General features: G+C 62.9%; 23 protein-coding genes. 11 read left to right on the forward strand and 12 right to left on the reverse strand.

Annotated elements, in window-relative coordinates:
- Positions 1 to 273 precede the first annotated feature (273 nt).
- Entirely contained in the window at positions 274 to 1,887 is a 1,614-nt protein-coding gene (locus tag HX851_RS38825) for an inorganic phosphate transporter (protein WP_177059053.1), read from the forward strand.
- Between the two features lie 53 nt (positions 1,888 to 1,940).
- On the opposite strand, the gene HX851_RS38830 is transcribed toward HX851_RS38825, so the two are convergent.
- A complete protein-coding gene (locus HX851_RS38830; protein ID WP_177065302.1) occupies positions 1,941 to 2,837 on the reverse strand; it encodes a LysR family transcriptional regulator in 897 nt (298 codons plus the stop codon).
- A 122-nt stretch (positions 2,838 to 2,959) separates the two neighbouring features.
- On the opposite strand from HX851_RS38830, the gene HX851_RS38835 reads away from it, so the two are divergent.
- A complete protein-coding gene (locus HX851_RS38835) occupies positions 2,960 to 3,718 on the forward strand; it encodes an SDR family NAD(P)-dependent oxidoreductase (protein WP_177065301.1) in 759 nt (252 codons plus the stop codon).
- A 112-nt stretch (positions 3,719 to 3,830) separates the two neighbouring features.
- Here the strand turns inward: HX851_RS38835 and HX851_RS38840 are convergent, their stop codons facing one another.
- Positions 3,831 to 4,697 (reverse strand): NmrA family NAD(P)-binding protein, encoded by an 867-nt coding sequence (locus tag HX851_RS38840; protein WP_177059047.1) that lies wholly within the window; start codon positions 4,695 to 4,697, stop codon positions 3,831 to 3,833.
- A 112-nt stretch (positions 4,698 to 4,809) separates the two neighbouring features.
- On the opposite strand from HX851_RS38840, the gene HX851_RS38845 reads away from it, so the two are divergent.
- Positions 4,810 to 5,718: a LysR family transcriptional regulator gene (locus HX851_RS38845; protein WP_177059045.1), complete on the forward strand. Its 909-nt coding sequence runs from the start codon at positions 4,810 to 4,812 to the stop codon at positions 5,716 to 5,718.
- 99 nt (positions 5,719 to 5,817) lie between these two features.
- Here the strand turns inward: HX851_RS38845 and HX851_RS38850 are convergent, their stop codons facing one another.
- Positions 5,818 to 6,249, reverse strand: a complete 432-nt coding sequence (locus HX851_RS38850) for a multidrug/biocide efflux PACE transporter (RefSeq protein WP_177065300.1) — start codon at positions 6,247 to 6,249, stop codon at positions 5,818 to 5,820.
- Between the two features lie 89 nt (positions 6,250 to 6,338).
- Here HX851_RS38850 and HX851_RS38855 point away from each other — a divergent pair, with 89 nt between their 5' ends.
- A complete protein-coding gene (locus tag HX851_RS38855; protein WP_177065299.1) occupies positions 6,339 to 7,193 on the forward strand; it encodes a LysR family transcriptional regulator in 855 nt (284 codons plus the stop codon).
- A gap of 7 nt (positions 7,194 to 7,200) precedes the next feature.
- Here the strand turns inward: HX851_RS38855 and HX851_RS38860 are convergent, their stop codons facing one another.
- Positions 7,201 to 8,043 carry a LysR family transcriptional regulator gene (locus HX851_RS38860; protein WP_177065298.1) on the reverse strand — a complete coding sequence of 281 codons (843 nt, stop codon included), beginning with the start codon at positions 8,041 to 8,043 and terminating at the stop codon, positions 7,201 to 7,203.
- Between the two features lie 110 nt (positions 8,044 to 8,153).
- Between HX851_RS38860 and HX851_RS38865 the strand changes: the two genes are divergently transcribed.
- The gene (locus HX851_RS38865) at positions 8,154 to 8,882 is read left to right on the forward strand and encodes an SDR family oxidoreductase (RefSeq protein WP_177059037.1); all 729 of its coding nucleotides are present in this window, start codon (positions 8,154 to 8,156) and stop codon (positions 8,880 to 8,882) included.
- 159 nt (positions 8,883 to 9,041) lie between these two features.
- Here the strand turns inward: HX851_RS38865 and HX851_RS38870 are convergent, their stop codons facing one another.
- The 3 genes from HX851_RS38870 to HX851_RS38880 form a co-directional block, all read right to left on the reverse strand.
- Entirely contained in the window at positions 9,042 to 10,286 is a 1,245-nt protein-coding gene (locus HX851_RS38870; RefSeq protein WP_177059035.1) for an RNA polymerase sigma factor, read from the reverse strand.
- Entirely contained in the window at positions 10,283 to 10,774 is a 492-nt protein-coding gene (locus HX851_RS38875) for an SRPBCC family protein (RefSeq protein ID WP_177065297.1), read from the reverse strand. Before HX851_RS38875 ends, HX851_RS38870 begins: the two co-directional genes overlap by 4 nt.
- Positions 10,775 to 10,845: 71 nt before the next feature.
- On the reverse strand, positions 10,846 to 11,190 hold the full coding sequence (locus HX851_RS38880) for a YciI family protein (RefSeq protein ID WP_017126179.1): 345 nt from the start codon (positions 11,188 to 11,190) through the stop codon (positions 10,846 to 10,848).
- Between the two features lie 217 nt (positions 11,191 to 11,407).
- Between HX851_RS38880 and HX851_RS38885 the strand changes: the two genes are divergently transcribed.
- From HX851_RS38885 to HX851_RS38895, 3 genes are all read left to right on the forward strand, one after another.
- On the forward strand, positions 11,408 to 11,893 hold the full coding sequence (locus HX851_RS38885; protein WP_177059032.1) for a GNAT family N-acetyltransferase: 486 nt from the start codon (positions 11,408 to 11,410) through the stop codon (positions 11,891 to 11,893).
- A gap of 53 nt (positions 11,894 to 11,946) precedes the next feature.
- Positions 11,947 to 12,420, forward strand: coding sequence for a GNAT family N-acetyltransferase (locus tag HX851_RS38890; protein WP_177059029.1), 474 nt, complete (start codon positions 11,947 to 11,949; stop codon positions 12,418 to 12,420).
- Positions 12,421 to 12,613: 193 nt separating this feature from the next.
- Entirely contained in the window at positions 12,614 to 13,831 is a 1,218-nt protein-coding gene (locus HX851_RS38895; protein WP_177065296.1) for an NHL repeat-containing protein, read from the forward strand.
- A gap of 63 nt (positions 13,832 to 13,894) precedes the next feature.
- Here HX851_RS38895 and HX851_RS38900 read toward each other — a convergent pair whose 3' ends face one another.
- The gene (locus tag HX851_RS38900; protein WP_177059025.1) at positions 13,895 to 14,392 is read right to left on the reverse strand and encodes a GNAT family N-acetyltransferase; all 498 of its coding nucleotides are present in this window, start codon (positions 14,390 to 14,392) and stop codon (positions 13,895 to 13,897) included.
- Positions 14,393 to 14,780: 388 nt separating this feature from the next.
- On the reverse strand, positions 14,781 to 15,266 hold the full coding sequence (locus HX851_RS38905) for a GyrI-like domain-containing protein (protein WP_177059023.1): 486 nt from the start codon (positions 15,264 to 15,266) through the stop codon (positions 14,781 to 14,783).
- 161 nt (positions 15,267 to 15,427) lie between these two features.
- Here HX851_RS38905 and alaC point away from each other — a divergent pair, with 161 nt between their 5' ends.
- The gene (gene alaC / locus HX851_RS38910) at positions 15,428 to 16,645 is read left to right on the forward strand and encodes an alanine transaminase (RefSeq protein ID WP_177059022.1); all 1,218 of its coding nucleotides are present in this window, start codon (positions 15,428 to 15,430) and stop codon (positions 16,643 to 16,645) included.
- 92 nt (positions 16,646 to 16,737) lie between these two features.
- Here alaC and HX851_RS38915 read toward each other — a convergent pair whose 3' ends face one another.
- Together HX851_RS38915 and HX851_RS38920 are read right to left on the reverse strand one after the other, a co-directional pair.
- Entirely contained in the window at positions 16,738 to 18,090 is a 1,353-nt protein-coding gene (locus HX851_RS38915; RefSeq protein ID WP_177059020.1) for a GntP family permease, read from the reverse strand.
- Between the two features lie 97 nt (positions 18,091 to 18,187).
- The gene (locus tag HX851_RS38920) at positions 18,188 to 18,718 is read right to left on the reverse strand and encodes a gluconokinase (protein WP_177065295.1); all 531 of its coding nucleotides are present in this window, start codon (positions 18,716 to 18,718) and stop codon (positions 18,188 to 18,190) included.
- 227 nt (positions 18,719 to 18,945) lie between these two features.
- Here HX851_RS38920 and gntR point away from each other — a divergent pair, with 227 nt between their 5' ends.
- A complete protein-coding gene (gene gntR, locus HX851_RS38925; RefSeq protein ID WP_177065294.1) occupies positions 18,946 to 19,977 on the forward strand; it encodes an HTH-type transcriptional regulator GntR in 1,032 nt (343 codons plus the stop codon).
- 89 nt (positions 19,978 to 20,066) lie between these two features.
- Positions 20,067 to 20,816, forward strand: a complete 750-nt coding sequence (locus HX851_RS38930; protein ID WP_177059015.1) for an NAD-dependent epimerase/dehydratase family protein — start codon at positions 20,067 to 20,069, stop codon at positions 20,814 to 20,816.
- 40 nt (positions 20,817 to 20,856) lie between these two features.
- Here the strand turns inward: HX851_RS38930 and HX851_RS38935 are convergent, their stop codons facing one another.
- Positions 20,857 to 22,302 carry an NAD-dependent succinate-semialdehyde dehydrogenase gene (locus tag HX851_RS38935; protein ID WP_177059014.1) on the reverse strand — a complete coding sequence of 482 codons (1,446 nt, stop codon included), beginning with the start codon at positions 22,300 to 22,302 and terminating at the stop codon, positions 20,857 to 20,859.
- Between the last annotated feature and the right edge of the window lie 101 nt (positions 22,303 to 22,403).

Below are 22,403 nucleotides of genomic sequence, written 5' to 3' on the forward strand. Positions count from 1 at the left end.
GCGAGCGGGCTTGCCCGCGCTCGGCTGCGAAGCAGTCGTAAAATCGGACACTTTGTCCTTCCAGACAGATCGCGACATCTGATTTTGGGGGCGCTTCGCGTCCCAGCGCGGGCTTGCCCGCTCGCCACAGTCACCGGCTTCTGGATCGAAACTTTCATAGGGCTGGCCGGACCGGCGGCAGGGCAAAATGCCTGAACACTGATGTGCGGCAGTCTCTCTGTAACATTTCGCAATGATCATGACGGTTATCCGTTCCCAAACAGGATTTCAGGCATGGCCACCCCTTCACTGACTGCCGCTTCGCCCGCTATCGGCGACGGCAGACCGCATCTCGAAAGCAAACCCCGCGTCTTTACCGCCGTGATCTTCTTCGCGGTGCTGGCCATCGGCCTGTTGTTCACGGCCTACAGCCTGGTGCATGACATGCACGACCTGGGCACCACCGTTACCACCTGGACGCCCTTCCTGCTGTTGGGGGTAGCCTTGCTGATCGCCCTGGGCTTCGAGTTCGTCAACGGTTTCCACGACACCGCCAACGCCGTTGCCACCGTGATCTACACCCACTCGCTGCCACCACATTTCGCTGTGGTCTGGTCCGGCTGCTTCAACTTCCTCGGCGTGCTGCTCTCCAGCGGCGCGGTGGCCTTCGGCATCATCGCGCTGCTGCCGGTGGAACTGATCCTGCAAGTGGGTTCGTCATCCGGCTTCGCGATGATCTTCGCCTTGCTGATCGCCGCCATCCTGTGGAACCTCGGCACCTGGTGGCTGGGGCTGCCGGCCTCGTCGTCCCACACCCTGATCGGTTCGATCATCGGTGTCGGCGTGGCCAACGCCCTGATGCACGGCCGTGACGGTACCAGCGGCGTGGACTGGAGCCAGGTGACCAAGATCGGCTACGCGTTGCTGCTCTCGCCGATCGTCGGTTTCGCCTTCGCCGCCCTGCTGCTGGTGGCGCTGCGCCTGTTCGTGAAAAACCGTGCGCTGTACAAGGCCCCCAAGGGCAAGGAGCCGCCACCCTGGTGGATCCGCGGCCTGTTGATCCTGACCTGCACCGGCGTGTCCTTTGCCCACGGCTCCAACGACGGCCAGAAAGGCATGGGCCTGATCATGCTGATCCTGGTCGGCACCCTGCCGATGGCCTATGCGCTGAACCGCACCATGCCGGCCGAACAGGCCCTGCAGTTCGCCGCCGTGGCCGAAGTCACCCAGGCCGCGCTGGTCAAGGCTGCGCCGTTGCCGGCACCCGCCGACCCGCGCCCGGTACTGACCCTGTACATCCGCACCAAGCAGATAACCCCGGAGCTGATCCCGTCCCTGGCTTCCCTGGCCGGTCATATCGGTGACGAAGTGAAGGGTTACGGTTCGCTGGCCAAGGTGCCGGCCGAGGCCATGGGCAACGTACGTAACGACATGTACCTGAGTTCCGAAACCATCCGCATGATGGAGAAGGAAAAGGTCGGCAACTTCGACGCCGACACCCAGGGCAAGTTGCAGTTGTTCAAGCAACAGATCGACAACGCCACGCGCTTTATCCCGCTGTGGGTGAAGATCGCCGTGGCGATCGCACTCGGCCTGGGCACCATGGTCGGCTGGAAGCGCATCGTCGTCACCGTCGGCGAGAAAATCGGCAAGACCCACCTGACCTACGCCCAGGGCGCCTCGGCGGAAATGGTGGCGATGCTGACCATCGGCGCGGCGGACATGTACGGCCTGCCGGTATCGACCACCCACGTCTTGTCCTCCGGCGTGGCCGGGACCATGGTCGCCAATGGCGGCGGCCTGCAGATGAAGACCATCCGCAACCTGGCGATGGCCTGGGTCCTGACCCTGCCGTCGGCGATCCTGCTGTCGGGCAGCCTGTACTGGTTGTTTACCAAGCTTTTCTGATTCAACGCCAGTGCAATACCGACCAACCCCGCCGCCCGGTGGGGTTTTTCGTTTCAGGCCAGAGCCTGCAGGACCTCGACCAACCACTCCATGAATACCCGCACCCGCCGCGGCAAATTCCGCTGCTGGGCATACAGCAGGGACACTTCCATCGGCGCCGGCAAGTAGTCGGGCAACACGGCCACCAACTCGCCGCTGTCCAGATGCTTGTGCACGCCATGACGCGGCGCCTGGATCAGGCCGAAACCACCCAGGCAGGCAGACTCGTAGCAATCGGTGCTGTTCACCGTGACGCTACCCGCCATGGGCACCTGGATCAGCTTGCCGTTGTGCAGGTATTCGAAACCCGACGAACGCGACCCCAGCACCCCGACGTAATGCACCAGCCGATGCTCGGCAAGGTCCGCGGGACTCAGTGGCGTGCCATGGCGTTGCAGATAGGCCGGGCTGGCACAGTTGACCATCTGCAGCGAACTCACATGCCGCGCCACCACCGACTGGTCCGGTTGTGCACCGACCCGCAGCACACAATCAAAACCCTCGCTCAACAGGTCGACCCGGCGATCGGTGCTACTGATCTCCAGCTCGATCCGCGGATGACGAGCCATGAACTCCGGCAAGCGCGGCATGATCACCCGACGCGCCATGACACTGGGCATATCGAAACGGATCCGCCCGGCGAACAGCGCCGCATCCTGGCGAAACAGCCCTTCCAGCTCATCCATGTGCGAAAGCAGGTCCTTGCTGCGCTCGTACAGCACCAGGCCGTCCTGGGTCGCCTGCACCTTGCGCGTGGTGCGCTGCAACAAGCGTGTCCCCAGCAGTTCCTCCAGTGCCTGGATATGCTCGGAAACACTGGACCTGGGCAAGCCCAGGCTTTCGCTGGCGAGGGTAAAGCTCGACAGTTCGGTGACACGGATGAAGGTGCGCAGCAGTTCCAGCTTGTTCATCACAGGCAGTCCTTGATTGTTCGGACAAGGCGATCAGTCTTTCCGATTTTGCTCAGTTTATCGCCTGGATGCCGGACAAATACACTTTCCCCCAAGGTCACCCATCACTTGAGGAATACCCCATGACTCGCAAAATCGCACTGATCACTGGCGCCAGCCGCGGCCTGGGCAAAAATGCTGCCCTGCACCTTGCCGCCCAGGGCGTGGACATCATCGGCACCTACAACAGCCGGGCCGATGATGCCCAGGCCGTGGCAAGCGAAATCGAACGACTCGGCGGCCGCGCCGCCATGCTCCAGCTGGATGTCGGCGTCATCGGTGGTTTCAAGGCTTTCGGCGAAAATGTCGCCAGGTTGCTGGCTACGGTCTTCGGCCGGGAACGCTTCGATTTCCTGGTCAACAATGCCGGCGTCGGCGTGCATGGCCTGTTCGTCGACACCCGGGAAGAGCAGTTCGACCAACTGTTGAACGTTCACTTCAAGGGACCGTTTTTCCTGACCCAGCAACTCTTGCCGCTAATGGCCGACGGTGGCCGCATCATCAATATCTCCAGCGGCCTGGCGCGCTTCAGCCTGCCGGGCTACGGCACCTATGCGGCGATGAAGGGGGCGATGGAGGTGCTGACCCGTTATCAGGCCAGGGAACTGGGGGCGCGTGGAATCAGCGTGAACTCCCTGGCCCCTGGCGCCATCGAGACGGATTTCGGCGGCGGCCATGTGCGTGACAGCGAAGAGCTGAATGCCTTTGTCGCCAGCGTCACGGCGCTGGGTCGTGCCGGCTTGCCGGATGATATCGGCGGGGCAATTGCGCTGCTGCTGGGTGAAGGCGGGCAGTGGATCAACGGGCAGCGGGTCGAGGCTTCGGGGGGGATGTTCCTGTAAATTGCGCTGTCCGGGCTGACGCTTTCGCCGGCAAGCCGGCTCCCACTGGGGATCGTATCGCTCTGCCCCCCGTGATCAACTGTGGGAGCCGGCTTGCCGGCGAAGAGGCCCGTCAGCCGTGCACACCACTGCGAATCAACAGATCCTTCAGCACCGTGAGCAACTCCACCTCGCCCTTGCGCGACTCGCCGGCAAACTCGATCCAGCCTTCGTTGAAGCCATCGATCATCTGCATGCGCGGCAGCGGGTTGTTCATGCCCTGGCGGGTGAACAGCGCCTGCCAGGTATCACGCGCGACCACTTCCATCCGCACCGGCTTGCCCAGCAATTGGGCGAAACCCGCGGCGATCTGATTTGGCGTGACCCGTTGCGGCCCTTCCAGTTCGACGATGCGCTTGCCGCTCCAGCTTTGCTGCAACAGCTGCGCCGCCAGGCGCCCGACGTCTGCCGTGGCGATCATCGGCACCTGCTTGTCCAGCGGTTGCAGAAAGCTCGGGACAACCCCCGTTTCAACGGCCGCAGCCACATCCCACAAGGCGTTCTCCATAAACCAGCCCGGACGCAGGAAGGTCACCGGCAAGTCCAGAGTGCCCAACCCCTGCTCAAGGATCTGCAACTGATTCAGCAGGTTCGGCTGGGTGGCCTGGGCACCGATGGTCGACAGGCACACCACCCGCCCAGGCCGCGCCTGTTCCAGGGCCAGGCGCAAGGTTTCCACTACCTGCCGGGCCTCCGGGAAACCCGGGGTCGGATCGAAGTTCGACGGCATCATCACAAAGACCGCGTCGACGCCGCTGAAGGCCTGCGTCAGCGCCTGGACATCATCGACATCCGCCAGCGCCACCTGGCAACCCTGACCGGCCCACAGTGCACCCTTCTCCGCGCTGCGCACCACCGCGCGCACCGGTTGCCGGGCCGCCAACAAGGTACGGGCGACAGCGCCACCGACTTGCCCGGTAATGCCCATGACTGCGTACATAGAATTTCCTCCAGCGAGAAGCGACGTCTGTCGCGATGGAGAGAATTATCCGACGTGGTCGTGGATTCTCCGATAGCATGGATGTCATTGCATAAGTGACAGGGAATCACCAATGAGTTTCGACTCCAGCCTCGCCAGCGGCATGGGCGTCCTCAGTGCCGTGGTCGACAGCGGCAGTTTCGCCAAGGCCGCCGACAGCCTCGACATGACGCCATCCGGGGTCAGCCGGGCCATTGCGCGGCTGGAGAAGCGCCTGGGGATCCGTCTGTTCGACCGCACCACCCGCTCGATCAAGCTGACCGACGAAGGCCGGCGGCTCTACGAAGAAATCGCCCCGTTGCTGGCCGGCCTGGAAGAAGCCGCCCACGCCGCCAGCGGCAGTGCCAGCAGCGTGCGCGGACGGCTGCGGGTGAATATCGACCCGTACTTTTCCCGGCTGATCCTCGGCCCTGCCCTCGGCGAGTTCATGGGTCGCCATCCGCTGTTGCAGCTGGAACTTTACACCCGCGATCACCTGGGTGACGTGGTGGCCGACGGCTTCGACCTCGCGGTGCGCTTCGGCCATCCGGCGTCTTCGTCGTTGGTGGCGCGCAAGCTGCTGGATGTGCGCGTGCTGACCTGCGCCTCGCCGGCCTACCTGAAGCGCCACGGCCGGCCACTGGCCCCGCTGGACATGGAAGACGAACGACATGTCTGCGTGTCGTTCCGCGACCCGGAGAGCGGCCGACCGTTCCCCTGGGAATTCCACCGGGGCGGGCAACGGGTCGATGTGCGTAACAATGCCCGACTGGTGCTCAACGATGTCGGCACCTTGCACAGCATCTGCGAAAACGGCTACGCGATTGCCCAGGTCCTCGACCTGGGCGTGCAACCGATGCTCGACAGCGGTCGGTTGGTGGAACTGTTTCCCGACTGGCCCGATGAACGCTTCCCGCTGTATGCGCTGTACCCCTCGCGGCACCTGCCACCGGCCAAGGTCCGGGCCTTTCTGGATTTCGTCATCGAACTGAGTTCGCGCTGACCGTGCAGGAGCCGGCTTGCCGGCGATCATATCGACACGTTGTCCCGTGAAACCGCGCGGCCTGGATCGCCAGCAAGCTGGCTCCGACGGGGCGTCGTGTCAGGCTGTGCGATGCTGCAACAGCCGCTCACGCAGCACGTCATACGCCCAGTGGTAGACATAGGTGTACGGCAGGAAAAACAGCAGCACACCGATGTCCAGCAGCAATGCCCTCAGCAGGCTCAACTCCAGCCACCAGGCGATCAGCGGCACGCTCACCACGACCAGCCCGCCTTCGAACAGCAGTGCATGCAACACTCGGGTCCAACCATTGTGAGTCAGGGCCAGGCGTTCGCGCAGCCGGTCGAACAGGCCATTGAACAACACGTTCCAGCCCAGGGCGATACAGCAGTTGAAAACCGTGACCACACCCATGTCCAACATCGGCTTGTCCATCATCCAGGCAAACAATGGCGTGCACAGCAACACCGCGAAAAACTCGAAGCCGATGGCCTGGAAAACACGTTCGGTAAAGGATTTGCGGGTGCTCATGATGGGATCCCCCAAGGTGTCGAGGGTTGTGATTATCGCCATCCACACAGATACTAAAAGTCGATTACCATCGACCAAGACGATAGTTCATGGCCTCCAATGAAATGCTCCAGGCCTTTGTCCAGGCCGCGACCCTCGGCTCGTTTTCCGCCGCCGCGCGCAAATTGGGTAAAAGCCAATCGACCATCAGTGCCGCCGTGGCCGGCCTGGAGATCGACCTCGGCTTCGCACTGTTCGACCGCAGCACCCGCAAGCCGAGCCTTACCGCCGCCGGCCATGTGATGCTGCAAAAGGCCGAGGATATCCTTGCCGCCAGCAACCGCCTGGAGATGGCCGCCAGCCAACTGGCCCAGGGGCTGGAGCCGAAGTTGACCGTGGTGATTTCCGACACCTACCAGTCCGATCGCTTCGAGGCTTCGCTCAGCGGTTTCGCCGCGCGCTACCCGGATCTGGAACTCGAATGCCTGATCGCCGAATGCGCCGACCTGGTGGAACTGGTCCAGCACGGTCGGGCGCAACTGGCCTTTGCCGAAACCCAGGACAGCTACCCGCCGGACCTGAGCAGCGCCACTGTCGACGAGCGCACCGAATTCGCCGTATTCGTCCACCGCGACCATCCCCTGACAGGCTTGAAAAAGGTCGACCAGGCGGCCTTGCAGCAACACCGCGAACTGCGCCTGACGACCATCGTCAATCCCTATGAGACCCGTGCCCCGGGGCGAGTCTGGTCAGCGTCGAGTTACCTGATGCTATTGGAGATGGCCCAACGCGGCTTTGGCTGGGCGCCGCTGCCGCGCTGGCTGGTAGGGCGTTTCGACAGCGGTTCGCTGGTGGAACTGCAAGTTCGCGGCTGGCCAAAACCGGTATCGGTCGATGCCCTCTGGTCGCGCCTGCACCCACCCGGGCCGGCGGGCAGCTGGTTGCTGGCGAAGATGCTCGAATAGATCGGCGTCAGGCGACAGCGGCAGACGGCGGCCGGTTGGCCTGGAAGTATTCGTGCAGGGCCCGCAACGTTGGCAGTTCCAGGGCCTGGGTCGCGTAACACAGACCAACCCGGCGACTCGGTGCCGGCAGGTGCAGGGGGCGGATCTTCACGCCGGCATGCCCGGCCGCCAGGGAGTGCGGCAGCATCGCCACACCGATTCCGGCGGCGACCATGTGCAGGGCCTGCTTGAGCGAGTCGGCATGCCCGGCCACGGTTTCCGGCGAGCGCCCGTAGAGCGCCATCAACCGCTGGTGGGAGTCGTGACCCGGACAGGTGATCCAGTCGTTGATCGGCACCCAGGGTTGGCCGGCAGCGGCGTTCGCCATCGGGTGCTCACCGGGCAGGACCATCACGTAGGACTCTTCCCAGAGCGGCAGGAACAACTCGTCCTCACAGCATTGCTCCTCCACCGCCAACCGTGCGTCGCCGTGGCAGCCCTCATGCAGGGTCAGCAGCAGATTCGGCATGGCCTGGCGAGCCTGGCGCAGGAAGGCCTCGACCTGGCTGTCGGCGATATCACCTTCGACGCCCAGTGCCAGCGGCGCGCGATCCTCACGTCCGCGAAACAGGCGACTCAAGGCCTGCGCCTCGGCCACCATCCGCCGCGCCTGGGGATACAGCACCCGCGCTTCGTCACTCACCTCCACCCCGCGCGGTTGACGCACGAACAGCGCGGCGCCGAGTTCCTCTTCCAACTGACGGATCGTCACCGACAAGGTCGGCTGGCTGATAAACAGGCGCTGGGCCGCCGAGGTGATATTGCGTTCCTCGAAGACCGCGAGAAACGCCTTGAGATGGCGAATATCCATAGGGAATTCCGATAGCAGACAGAGAAATAAGGCATTTTTAAGCAACGAACCGCCTGAATATACTGCCAGCCATTGTCAGGCATTGGTTTTTATTATTTCAGGAGAGTCCCATGAGCAAGCCACTGATCATTATCACCGGCGCCAGTTCCGGTATTGGCGAAGCGACCGCCCGGCTGCTGTCGGCAGCCGGCCATCCGCTGTTGCTGCTGGCACGGCGCACCGAGCGCCTGGAAGCCCTGGCGTTGCCCAACACCCTGAGTCGTGGTGTCGACGTCACCGACCGCAACGCCCTGCTGGCGGCTGTTACCGAAGCCGAGGCGCTGTACGGACCGGCGGATGCGCTGATCAACAATGCCGGGGTGATGTTGCTGGGCAACATCAGCGAACAGGACCCGGAACAGTGGGACCGGATGTTCGACGTCAACGTCAAGGGCCTGCTCAATGGCGTCCATGCGGTGACAGCCGGGATGGTCGAGCGCAAGCGCGGCACCATCATCAACATCAGCTCGGTGGCCGGACGCAAGACCTTCCCCAACCATGTCGCCTATGTCGGGACCAAATTCGCGGTCCACGGGCTGTCGGAGAACCTGCGCGAAGAACTGGCGCCGCACAATGTACGCGTGATCACCATCGCCCCCGGTGCCGTGGAAACCGAACTGCTGAGCCACACCACCGACGACGCGATCAAGAGCGGGTATGAAGCCTGGAAGGCCGGGGACATGGGTGGCGTGGTGCTCAGCGCCGATGACGTCGCGACGGCTATCCGCTATGCCTACGAACAGCCGCAGCATGTGTGCATCCGGGAAATCGTCCTGGCGGCGACACGGCAGCAGCCGTAAGGCGTTACCGATGCGGTGCTGGTGCGGCAGCCTTCGCGGGCAAGCCCGCTCCCACAAGGTGGATGTCGTCCAAACGGATTGGGCACGACGCGGACACTGTGGGAGCGGGCTTGCCCGCGAAGGCGCCGGCAGGAGCAGCCCGAACCACCCTGCCAGTCACTACTCCTCCAGTTCGTCCAGCCGGCCCTGGATGAAGCGCTGCTCCGGGGCCTGTTGCGTCAGCTCCAGTGCTCGCCGATAAGCCTCCCGTGCCTCGTCCAGGCGGCCCAGCCGACGACAGAAGTCGGCCCGGGCCGAATGGGCCAGGTGATAATCCTGCAACTCGCCCCTCCCCAGAATCTCTTCCAGCAGTGTCAGCCCGGCCAATGGTCCGTCGCGCATGGCCACGGCCACCGCGCGGTTCAACTCGATCACCGGGGACGGCACGGCGCGCAGCAACAGGTCATACAGCCCGGCAATCTGCGCCCAGTCGGTTTCGTCGGCAGTGGCCGCCTCGGCATGCACCGCCGCGATCGCCGCTTGCAGGCCATAGGGCCCGAAACGCCCGGAGCCCAACGCCCGCTCGACCCAGCCACAGCCCTCGGCGATCAGTTCGGCATTCCACAACGAGCGGTCCTGGGCATCGAGCAACACCAACTCACCACTCGCCGACACCCGTGCCTGGCGTCGCGACTCATGCAGCAACATCAGCGCCAGCAATCCCATGACTTCCGTATCCGGCAGCAACTCCAGCAGCAACCGCGCCAGGCGGATCGCCTCCGCGGTCAGTTCGTCGCGGGTCAGGCTGCCACCGAGGGAAGCCGAATAACCTTCATTGAACACCAGGTAGATCACCCGCAGAACGCTATCCAGGCGTTCGGGCAGCTCGGCCAGGGATGGCACCTGGTAGGGAATTTTCGCATCGCGGATCTTCGCCTTGGCGCGGACGATCCGCTGGGCAATGGTCGACGGCGTCGAGAGAAACGCGCGGGCGATTTCTTCCGTGGTCAAGTCGCAGACTTCCCGCAACGTCAGTGGCACCTGGGCATCCGCGGAGAGGGCCGGATGACAACAGGTGAAGATCAGCCGCAGCCGGTCATCCTGCAGATCCTCAACATCCCACTCGCTTTGTTCAAGTTCTTCGGCCTGGGCGATCAACTGCGCCTGGGAGGCAGCGAAACGCGCCCGCCGGCGCAGCACATCGATCGCCTTGAAGCGTCCGGTGGAGACCAGCCAGGCCCGTGGGTTGGCCGGCACACCATCGCTCTGCCAACGCTCGACAGCGATAAAAAACGCCTCGTGCAAGGCCTCCTCCGCCAGATCGAAATCGCCGAGCAGACGAATCAGGGTCGCGAGAATCCGCCGCGACTCCTGACGATAGACGAGTTCGACCTGCTGCTTGATGGCCTGCGGCGTCTCCGTCAATCCGGCAACCCCTGTTCGAGCAGCAAGGCCAGCCGGTCGAGACTTTCACCCCAGCCCTGGTGAAAGCCCATCTCTTCGTGGGCATCTCGCTCCGCCGCGCTCCAATGCATCGCACTGGCGGTATAGAGGGTGCCGCCCTCGGCTTCTTCCAGGGTGATGCGCGCGGTCATGAACGGCTTGCCGGTGGGAATCCAGCCGGGGCTGAAGGCATCGGTAAAGACGATCCGCTCGGGCGCGGCAATCTCCAGGAACACCCCTTGATACGGATACTCGGTGCCATCCGGCGCGCGCATGACCGTACGGAACAGGCCGCCGACCCACAACTGCATATCGCAGACCGGCGTGGTCATGCCGTGGTGCCCCCACCAGCGGGCGAGCAGACGAGGTTCGGTCCAGGCGCGGAACACCTGGTTGCGCGGCGCGCCCAGCAGGCGACTGATGGACAACTCGAACTCCGCGCCGGCCGGCGCCAACGATAGATTGCTCATGGGAAGGCTCCTCTTATTGTTATGGGCTTGCGTTGTTCGCTGCTTGAGGTTCAGCGCGGGTCATGGCGCCTCTACAGATTCAACTCCCGAACCGGACGGACTTCAACACTGCCGACACGGGCAGCCGGAATATTTCCGGCAATCTGCAAGGCCTCGTTGAGGTCCTTGGCCTCCACCAGGTAGAACCCCGCGAGTTGCTCCTTGGTTTCGGCAAACGGCCCGTCGGTAATGGACAGCTTGCCCCCACGCATGCGCACCGTGGTGGCGGTCTGCACCGACTCCAGCGGTTCGGCGGCGAGCATCCGGCCACTGGCCTGGATCGACTGCGCGTACGCCAGGCATTCGGGATCCTTGGGGCTGTCGGGGTGGGAGTGCAACAGCTCTTCGTTACTGTAGATCAGGCACAGGTATTTCATCGCAGGTCTCCAGGATAGTCGGACAACTATGGCTGCTGTTTGGGAATCTGGCTTCGACACTTGGCGAAGCCCCCCACCTCCAGGCGGGAACATTGACTAGTCGAACAGGCAGGGAGCCAATCGACAACCTGCCGGGGATTTCGGAAAAAAAACGGCACATCCGAGAAAGCCGATAGAATCCTGCGTTCATGCCTACAGGAAAAAAGGACCCGTCGCCGTGAGAACCACCCTGGTCGACTATACGACCCTGACCCCGGCCCAGCTCGAACAACTGGACCTGATTCAAGTTGATGCGGCGCAAAAGGAATTCTCCAGCGATATCGCTGGCGGACTTGCGGTCCTGCACGCTCATCAGGGCAACGATGTGAAGGGTTTTGTCCTGTTGGACGAAGCGTTGCCGGTGGCGTTCCTGCTGCTCAAGCGACCGCCCGCCTCGCCGGCCTGGGCCACCGGCACGACCTGTACGCTGCATGCCTTGCAGGTCGATAAAGACCAACAGGGACGCGGCCTTGGAAGACGCTGCATGGAGGCCCTGCCTGCTGTCGCCCGGGCTGCCTGGCCCGAAACCACTCATCTGATGCTGGCGGTGGATGCTGGCAATCACGCGGCTCGCGGGCTGTACCTGAAGCAGGGATTCATCGACAGCGGCGAAACCTTTTACGGTCGGGTCGGCGAAGAACGCCGGCTGACCCTGGCGCTATGAATACCGCCCCGGCGACCGCGGCAACTGCCGGGGCATCCACGTCAGGCATCGACGTGCAAACCCGTCTGGCCTGCTACTACGAGCTGTCACCCCGGCAACGCGAACAGCTCGATACGCTGCAGGTGTATCCCGAGCAACTGCCCTTCTGCGGCGATATCCAGTGCGCGTTGTATTTTCTGCCCCCTGCCCCGCACGCCGGAGTGAAGGGCCTGGTACTGCTCGACGGGGAAACCCCGGTGGGCTTCCTGCTGCTCAAGCGCCATCCGCTGGTCCCGCACTGGGCCGGCAGCGGCAGCGTCGCGCTGCACGCCGTGCAGGTGGACAAGCGTGCCCAGGGGCGTGGCTTCGGTGCGGCCCTCATGCAAGCCCTGCCCGACACCGCCCGCCGGCTCTGGCCCGAAGCGCTCGAACTGGTGCTGTCGGTCGGCAACGACAACCCGCACGCCATGGGTTTTTACCTCAGGCAGGGCTGGGTCGATACCGGCGAGGCCTATCAGGGCGAGCGGCGCCTGGCACTCAGACTTTAGCGGCACTCGACCGGACAACAGACGGCCAATGATGGCGATTACAGGGTGGCCATATATATGAGATCAACTATTCATTACTGGTAAAACTTGAGCGCTTTGCAAACTTGCCCTTCGGATATTAAATCAAGTCGCCCCTGCTTCGGCATCAGGCAGGGAATCGTTTTGTTAATAACTTGAAAGGATTCAATAATAAATGGACATACAAAACAGAACATCAAATGATAAGCCTTCCGCAGCCATAAGCATCGATCAGGACGTCGCCAACACCGCCGGCACACATGACCTCGAGTTTGGTGAGCACAGGGATGGCCTGGTCATTTTTTCAGAGGCGGGCCCGGGTTTTATAGGCCCCTCGGTATTGCAACGCGATGGTCGTCACTTCTTCATCGGCGTTCATGAATCCTCGTCAACCAGTTTGATGCAGGCAGACTTCGCTGCCGAAGGTTTTTATTACGACCATTTCACTTCACCCCTCCCGGGTTCGAGTCGGGCACTGGTCAATACCGTATTGGACAGCGAAGAGAAGTTCATTGTGCTCGGCAACTTCCGCGCCGATGAACAAGCTTTTTGCACCCGCCTCACGGCAACCGGCGAAGCGGACCCGACCTTCGGTGAACAGGGCGAATTCATCCTGCCCTACAAAGCTCCCTGGACAGGCTATGGACGCCGACTCGCCCTGCAAACGGATGGTCATATCGTCCTGCTCCTCAGGACTGACGAGATGGGCAGGCCGGACAGGGGCGTCATTGTCCGCCTGACGCCCGACGGAGGCTTCGATCCTGGTTTCGGCACCTGTGGCGTGGTCACGGCCCCTGAGCCAGGCCTGACCTTCGAGGCGGTTCGCCTGCAGGCGGACGGCAAGCTGGTCATTGCAGGCAGACGCGGCCGCCGGGCGGTTCTGATGCGCTATGGCACCACCGGCCTGCCGGACAAGGCCTTCGGCTGCACCGGTTATCTGGAGCTGGAGCCCGCCACGGAAGGCAGCGCGGCACTGTTCGATCTCGCCATACAGGCCGACCAGAAAATAGTTGCCGTAGGCTCGGCGGACCTTGCGCAGCAGGTTGCCCTGCTTATTCGCGTGACGCCCGAGGGCACGCCGGACCCACTGTTCAACGGCGGAACTCCCTGGGCGTATCCAGGACTGGGCCTGTGTTTCGCGACCGCCATCCAGGAGGACGGCAAGATCGTCAGTGCAGGTCACAAGGACAACGGCGGCCATACCTGGTTGATGCGCCATCTGGACAACGGCGAGCCGGACCGCAACTTTGGCGAGAGAGGACTGAGCCGCGTCAACAGCATTCCCGGCGATACCAGCTATCTCTCCCACCTGGAACTGCAACCCGACGGCAAGATCCTGATCTCCGGGCGTTATGCAACGCACTCGGCGATCATTCGCTGCCACGGTCGCTGAAGGCACTCTCTTGCAGGCACCTGGAGGGTGCCTGCAAGAGGCCGGGCGGCTGGCAGCAACGATCTACAGGTCGAGGATCATCTCGTGCCAGACCATGCCACCGTGATCGGACTCCGACGGCTTGCTGTAGATAAAACCGAACGCCCCATAGAACGGCACCAGGCGCTCCTGGCACATCAGGTGAATGCTCGCCTTGCCCAGGTCGTGCATCTGCTCGATAAAGGCGCTCATCAGGCGCTTGGCAAAACCTTGTCCCTGATAGTCCGGATGCACCACCACCGACATGATCACCACATGGGGGCCCTGCGGATCGTGGCCAATCAGTTCCTTGAACGCCTCGTCGGACATCTGCACCTCAAACGCCGCGCCGGAGTTGACGAAGCCGGCGACCACACCGTCGACCTCAAGCACGATAAAACCTTGCGGCCAGGTCATAATGCGGGTGGCGATCTTTTCCCGGGTGGCGGCTTCATCGCCTTCGTAGGCGATACTCTCGATGGCGAAACAACGGTCCAGGTCGGTGGCCTGGACCCGGCGGACAGTGGAATTCGAAGGACTCATGGCAGTTCGGACAACCTAGTAGCAGGAAAAATAATCGGCATCAGCGAAGCGATTCCAGCCCGCTTCGTATCTGGCTCATATTGTTGTGGGAGCAGCCCGTAAAGCTTTCATATAGTCGATGTCTTTGCCACCGCTTTTCGACTATTTCTCTGCAGGTCGCCGCCGGGTGCGGTGTTTTGCGGAGTGCTGCCATGACCAATATCCAGATCGGCCTGCTGATGCTGCTGGGCATCAGTGCCTTCGGTGTGATCACCCTCTACCTCGATTTCTGGCGCGCCACCAAGGCGCAAAGAGACAACAAATAAACCGTTACCAGCCGACCAGGCGACAGCCCACCTGCAGTCCAGTCAGGCAGCGCGGCTGTGCCGGGTCAGCTTCCCTGATCCAGTCAGGGCTTGATCGGCAACCAGATCTCGACCTTGCCGGTGCCTTTTTCAGGGTTGAAGTCAGCGCTGTAGCGCTCGAACTCCGGCGCATCGGCGGCCTTGTGGCCGGACGCGGGCAGCCATTGCTGCCAGATCGCCTCGAAGGTCTGCTTGAGGGTGTCGAGCGATCCCTGGTGCTCGAAAACCGCATAATGCTGGGGTTGCACTTCCACCCAGCGGTACAGTTCGGGCAGGTCGTCCAGCTTGCTGATGGCCACTCCGGCGATGTATTCGAAACCACCCTCACCGTCGGGATTGCAGCAGATACCGTACGTCTCCTCGCCCACCTGACCAGGCACATTTCCGATATGCGGTATGAAAGCGTCCCACAGATCGGGGATGGTCCCGGACGTATCGGCGGTAAATCGCCCGCCCAATCCGGCGATCAATTGAAAGTGACCATGCTCGAAGCGTGGTGGTGACAGGGCGTGGCTGGATGCGTCGTCCATGGGTACAGAGCTCCGTAGGAAAAAGTGGTGCGCATCGCAGTATAGAAGCAAAAAATAGGCTGGACAGAGTGCCATCAGCGCCTTTATCTTCAGCGCCGCAGGCCACCGCAGTGGCCGACGTCGCTCGGACGGTTCCGGGCGCTTACGTATCAGAGGCCACCATGGCAGACCAAGCTTCGCCGCGCCGTTTTTCGCGCATCGATCGACTCCCCCCGTATGTATTCAATATCACTGCCGAGCTGAAGATGGCCGCCCGTCGTCGCGGCGAAGACATCATCGACTTGAGCATGGGCAACCCCGACGGTGCGACTCCACCGCATATCGTCGAGAAGCTGGTGACCGTCGCACAGCGCGAAGACACCCATGGCTACTCCACTTCCAAGGGTATCCCACGGCTGCGCCGGGCAATTTCCCATTGGTACAAGGATCGCTACGACGTCGAGATCGACCCGGAAAGCGAAGCCATCGTCACCATCGGTTCGAAAGAGGGCCTGGCGCACTTGATGCTTGCCACCCTCGACCAGGGTGACACCGTGCTGGTGCCCAACCCCAGCTATCCGATTCATATCTACGGCGCGGTGATTGCCGGGGCCCAGGTGCGTTCGGTGCCGCTGGTACCGGGCGTGGACTTCTTTGCCGAGCTGGAACGGGCCATTCGCGGCTCGATCCCCAAGCCGAAGATGATGATTCTCGGCTTCCCGTCGAACCCGACCGCGCAGTGCGTGGAACTGGATTTCTTCGAACGAGTGATCGCCCTGGCCAAGCAGTACGACGTGCTGGTGATCCACGACCTGGCCTACGCCGATATCGTCTACGACGGCTGGAAAGCCCCGTCGATCATGCAGGTGCCGGGGGCCAAGGACATCGCGGTGGAGTTCTTCACCCTGTCCAAGAGCTACAACATGGCGGGCTGGCGGATCGGCTTCATGGTCGGCAACCCCGAGCTGGTCAGCGCCCTGGCGCGGATCAAGAGCTACCACGACTACGGCACCTTCACTCCGTTGCAAGTGGCGGCCATCGCCGCGCTGGAAGGCGATCAGCAATGTGTGCGGGATATCGCCGAGCAGTACCGTCAGCGCCGCAATGTGCTGGTCAAGGGCCTGCACGAGCTGGGCTGGATGGTCGAGAATCCGAAGGCATCGATGTATGTCTGGGCAAAGATTCCCGAGGCCTATGCACACCTGGGATCGCTGGAGTTCGCCAAGAAGCTGCTGGCCGAGGCCAAGGTCTGCGTCTCGCCGGGTGTCGGTTTCGGCGAATACGGCGATGATCATGTGCGCTTTGCCCTGATCGAGAACCAGGACCGGATTCGCCAGGCCGTGCGCGGTATCCGCACGATGTTCCGGGCCGACGGGCAGTTGAAGAAAACCGCCGAATAACCCTTGTGGCGAGCGGGCAAGCCCGCTCACCACAAGATCGCGCTCGGGCTTGCTATCGGGCCGACACCTTCGCAGGTGCCGGCCCGATTCGTTCAGACCACCAGCGACAGCAACAGGATGAACACCAGGCCCACCACCGACAGGATGGTCTCCATCGCGGTCCAGGTCTTGAAGGTCTCGGCCACGGTCATGTTGAAGTACTGCTTCACCAGCCAGAACCCCGCATCGTTGACGTGCGACAGGATCAACGACCCCGCCCCCGTCGCCAGCACCAGCAGTTCACGGTTGACCCCGGGAATCAGGTCCACCACCGGCATCACGATACCGGCCCCGGTAATGGTCGCCACCGTCGCCGACCCCGTCGCCACGCGAATCACCGCCGCCACCAGCCAGGCCAGCAGGATCGGCGAGATCTGCGCATTCACCGCGATATGGCCGATTACATCGCCCACGCCGCTGGTCACCAGCATCTGCTTGAAACCGCCACCGGCACCGATGATCAGGATGATTGCCGCCGTGGGCGCGAGGCTCGCGTCGAGCAGTTTGAGGATGCGCTTGGAGTCCATGCCCTGGCGCTTGCCGAAGGTGTACAGCGCCAGCAGCAAGGCCAGCAGCAGGGCGCTGATCGGGTGGCCGATCATGTCCATCCAGATACGGAAGAAATGCCCGTCCGGCAGGGCGATATCGGCGAAGGTCTTGAGCAGCATCAGGAACACCGGCAGCAGCACAGTGACCAGGGTCACGCTGAAGCTCGGCAGGCTCTTGGATTCCGGCTCGCGGGCCAGTTGGTCGACCAGCTCCTGGTTCGGGTTGCCCGGAATGTACTTGGCGATAAAGGTGCCGTAGATCGGACCGGCAATGATGGCGGTCGGCAGTGCGACGATCAGGCCATAGAGGATGGTCTTGCCGATATCGGCGTTGAACACCCCGATCGCCAGCAGCGGGCCCGGATGCGGCGGTACCAGGCCATGCACCGCGGACAGGCCGGCCAGCAGCGGGATACCGATCTTGATCATCGACACGCCGGTGCGCCGCGCGACGATGAACACCAGCGGGATCAGCAGCACGAAGCCGATTTCGAAGAACAGCGGAATCCCCACCAGGAACGCCGAGAACATCATCGCCCACTGCACCCGCTCCTTGCCGAAGGCGCGGATCAGGGTCTGGGCGATCTGGTCGGCGCCTCCCGAGTCCGACATCATCTTGCCGAGCATGGTCCCCAGCGCCAGGATGATCCCGACGAACCCGAGTACCCCGCCGAAACCGTCCTGGAACGCCTTGATGATCTTGTCCGCCGGCATGCCCGAGGTCAGGCCGAGAAACGCCGAGGCAATGATCAGGGCTATGAAGGGGTGGGTCTTGAAACGGGTGATCAGCACGATCAGCCCGATAATGGTGACCACTGCATCCAGTAGCAGATAGGTCTCGTGGGACAATCCGAACATAAGGTGTCTCCTGCTTGTTGTTTTTATCGTATTCGTGAATTGGGAATAGCATTCAGGACAGCGCTATCTTTTCCAGACAGCAATTTTTATCCAGGAATCAGGCGCTACGTTCCAGGCCGTGGGCCTGCCACCAGCGACTGGCCGATTGCGCCAGTTGCCCGACCTCCCGGGTCGCATCGAGGGTCAGGGTCAACGGTTCGCCGACCGGCGATTCAAGGGCGGCGAACTGGCTGTCGATCAGGGTCCCCGGCATGAAATGACCAGGACGGTGATTGACCCGTTCGGCGGCGACAGTCGGTGTCAGTTCGAGAAACACGAAGCCCAGGCCCGGCACGGCACCGCGCAGGCGTTCGCGGTAGCGCAGCTTCAGCGCCGAACAGGTCAGCACCGGGCGCTGACCGACGGCCACGGCACGCCGCAGTTCGTCGCACAGGCTGTCGAGCCAGCCGGCACGGTCTTCATCGGTAAGGGGAGTGCCGGCGCTCATCTTGGCGATGTTCGCGGCGGGGTGAAAGCTGTCGCCTTCGATCAGGGTGGCCGCGCTGAGCTGGCAGATAGCCTCGCCCACGCTGGACTTGCCGCAACCGGAAACACCCATGATAACCAGGGCAGTGATGGGTTGACTCATGTAACACCTCAGCACGCAGACAGCGCTGTCTTTGCCAGAGCTTCCATTACTGCAAAAGCAAAGCACAAATCACACGTTGCCGACGCCTTCTTGTCATTTTTATGGGTTGCCGCGGTCAAGCTTTCCAACAGGACCAGGCGAGTTCAGGCAAACCGCGCCCGGGCATTTGCAGGCCCGTCGAGACAGCGCTACCTTAGTGCCTCGAATTTTGTTTGGCAAGCCGTCCGATGACCTCGACCAAGAACGACAAGAATCCCCGTACGACGGGACGCCCTACCCTCAATGAAGTCGCGCACCTCGCTGGCGTCAGCCCGATCACCGCCTCCCGGGCCCTGCGCGGGATCAGCAGCGTGGCCACGGAACTGGTGGAAAAAGTCCGACGGGCGGCCGATGAGCTGAACTACGTGGTCAACCCGGCCGCCCGCGCCCTGGCCTCGGCCCAGAGCCACTCGGTGGTGGTGCTGGTGCCGTCGCTGTCCAACCTGCTGTTCATCGATACGCTCGAAGCCATCCACAAGATCCTGCGGCCCCGCGGCTTCGAAGTGCTGATCGGCAACTACCACTATTCTCGCGACGAAGAAGAAAACCTGCTGCGCAACTACATGGCCTACCAGCCCCGTGGCCTGCTGCTGACCGGCTTCGACCGCTCGGAAAGCGCCCGGCGGATGATCGAGGCGAGCAATGTGCCGTGCGTATACATGATGGACCTCGACCCTGGCGCCGGCGTGAACTGCGTCGGCTTCTCCCAGCAGAGCGCCGGAGCCACGGCGGCCGAGCACCTGATTTCCCGTGGCCGGCGACGCCTGGCCTACATCGGCGCGCAACTCGACCAACGCACCCTGCTGCGCGGTGAAGGTTTCCGTCGGGCACTGCAGGCGGCCGGGCTCTACGACCCGGACCTGGAACTGCTGACACCGCGCCCGTCATCGGTGGGCCTGGGTGGCGAGTTGTTCCTGCAACTGATGAACAGCCATCCGCAGGTCGACGCGATATTCTTCGGCAACGACGACCTGGCCCAGGGCGCCTTGCTCGAAGCCATGCGCTGCGGTATCAAGGTGCCGGAACGGGTGGCGGTGCTGGGCTTCAACGACCTGCCCGGCTCGGCATTCATGGTCCCGCGCCTGAGCAGCATCCGCACCCCGCGCGAAGCCATCGGCCAACGCGCGGCCGAGCAGATGCTCAACCTGATCGCCGGCAATCCCGTGCCCCAGCCGGTGGTCGACATGGGCTTCGAGTTGATGGTACGCGAGAGCAGTTGAGGATTTTCGGGCAGGGTTCGGACAATGGTCTACTGTGAGTATTCACCGAACTGTCATCTCCCTGTCAGAGTTCCTACTAGGAAGTCAGTATGAATCCGCTCAGAGTCCTGCTTACAGGCGCCTGTGGCCGTATTGGCAAGACCTTTTTCCTGGCTGCACAGCACCGCTATGACTTTGTCCTCGCTGATCGACACCTGCCGGACTTTGCCATCGGCGAGCATCGTTTCGTCCGCCTGGACCTGGACGACAAGGATGAGGTGAGCGCGCTGGTCGAGGGTATCGATGTGGTGGTGCATCTGGCGGGAGTTCCCTATGCGGACTCCTCCTTCGAAGAACTGATGCCGAACAACATCATGGCCACCACCTACCTCCTGGAAGCCGCCGCCAGGGCCCGATGCAAGCGCGTGGTATTCGCCAGCAGCGCGCAGACCATCGAAGGTTATGCGCAGGACCGCCAGGTCACCGCGGGCATGCCGGTGATGCCCGCCAACCTGTATGGGGTGAGCAAATGTTATGGCGAGGCGTTGTGCGCGTTCTATGCCAGCCGCCGTGGTCTGTCGACCATTGCCTTGCGCATCGGGGCCTTCGAGTTCCCCGACAGCCAGGACCTGCACGACGTCGACCTGAACACCTGGCTCAGTCCACGCGATGCCGTGCAATTGCTGCAACGGGCCATTGAAGTGGAAGACGTCCAGCACCTGGTGGCCCACGGCATTTCCGACAACCGCTTCAAACGCCTGGACCTGAGCGAGACCACCCGGGTGCTGGGCTATCAACCGCTGGACGACAGCTTCCAGACCTTCGATATCCCCCTCCCCGTGCACGCACTCCATCGCTGAAGAGAACATCGGCCATCCGCCGTGGCGGATGGCTGGTCCTTCAGAGGGAGTTGACGTATACCGACTTGGACACCAGGTACGGTTCCAGGGCTTCCGGTCCGCCTTCGGAGCCATAGCCCGAATCCTTCACACCACCGAACGGCATTTCGGCCCAGGGCGTCATCGCCTGGTTGATCCACAACATGCCGGACTCGACCCGCTGGGTCAGGCGATGCACGTTGGCGAACGACCGTGTGAAGGCGTAGGCGGCCAGGCCATACGGCAGCCTGTTGGCTTCAAGAATGGCCTCGTCGAGCGAATCGAATCCGCGAATGGCGGCAACCGGGCCGAAAGGTTCGTTGTTGAACACGTCGGCGTCGAGAGGGACATCCGCCAGCACGGTCGGCGCGAAGAAGTTGCCCGTGGTGCCGATCCGCTCGCCACCGGTTTCAAGGCGCGCGCCACTGGCCAGGGCACTCTCGACCACGCGGCTCATCGCGGTCAGGCGACGGCCGTTGGCGAGCGCACCCAGGGTGGTGTCGGCCTCGAGACCGTTGCCGACATTCAGGCCCTGCGCATACCGGACCATCTCCCGGGTGAATTCGGCGCGGATACTGTTGTGTACCAGGAAACGCGTCGGCGAGATGCACACCTGCCCGGCATTGCGGAACTTGGCGCCGGCCATGGCCTTGACCGCCGCCATCACATCCGCGTCCTCGGCGATGATCACCGGCGCATGCCCACCCAGCTCCATCGTGGCGCGCTTCATATGCTGGCCGGCGAGCGCCGCCAGGTGCTTGCCCACCGGTGTCGAACCGGTAAAGGTGACCTTGCGGATCACCGGGTGCGCAATCAGGTAGGAGGAGATCTGTGCCGGATCGCCGAACACCAGTCCCACCACACCGGCCGGCACGCCGGCGTCGATAAAAGCCTGCAACAGGGCCGCCGGCGATGCCGGGGTTTCCTCGGGGGCCTTGACCAGGAAGGAGCAACCGGTGGCCAGTGCGGCACTGAGCTTGCGCACCACCTGGTTGACCGGAAAGTTCCACGGCGTAAAGGCCGCGACCGGGCCGACCGGCTCGCGCACCACCGTCTGCTGCACGGCCAGGTTGCGCGACGGTACGACGCGCCCGTAGACCCGGCGTCCCTCGTCGGCGAACCATTCGATGATATCCGCGGCGGAGTTCACTTCCACCCGCGCTTCGGCGAGCGGCTTGCCCTGCTCCTGGGTCATCAACTGCGCGATGCTTTCCGCCCGCTCGCGCACCAGCGCCGCGGCCTTGCGCATGATCAGCGCCCGCTCGTTGGCCGGTACCCAGCGCCAGGTGTCAAAACCACGCTGGGCCGCAGCCAGGGCCAGGTCGAGGTCGGCGATATCGGCATGGGCGACCTGGCCGATCACCAGGCCCGTGGCCGGATTCAGCACATCGAGGGTCTTGCCGCTGCGGGCATCACACCACACGCCGTCGATCAACAGCTGGGTGTTTACGTAGCTTGCGTTTGTCATCGTACTCTCCAGATTAGATGCCCAGATCAGAAGGCCAAATCAGATGGCGGCTTCAAGGGGTCATGGCGCCAGAACACCGCCCACTCCAATCACTATCGGGT

Origin of the sequence: Pseudomonas gingeri, assembly GCF_013385635.1 — a bacterium.
In the GTDB taxonomy this organism is placed as follows: Bacteria; Pseudomonadota; Gammaproteobacteria; order Pseudomonadales; family Pseudomonadaceae; genus Aquipseudomonas; species Aquipseudomonas gingeri_A.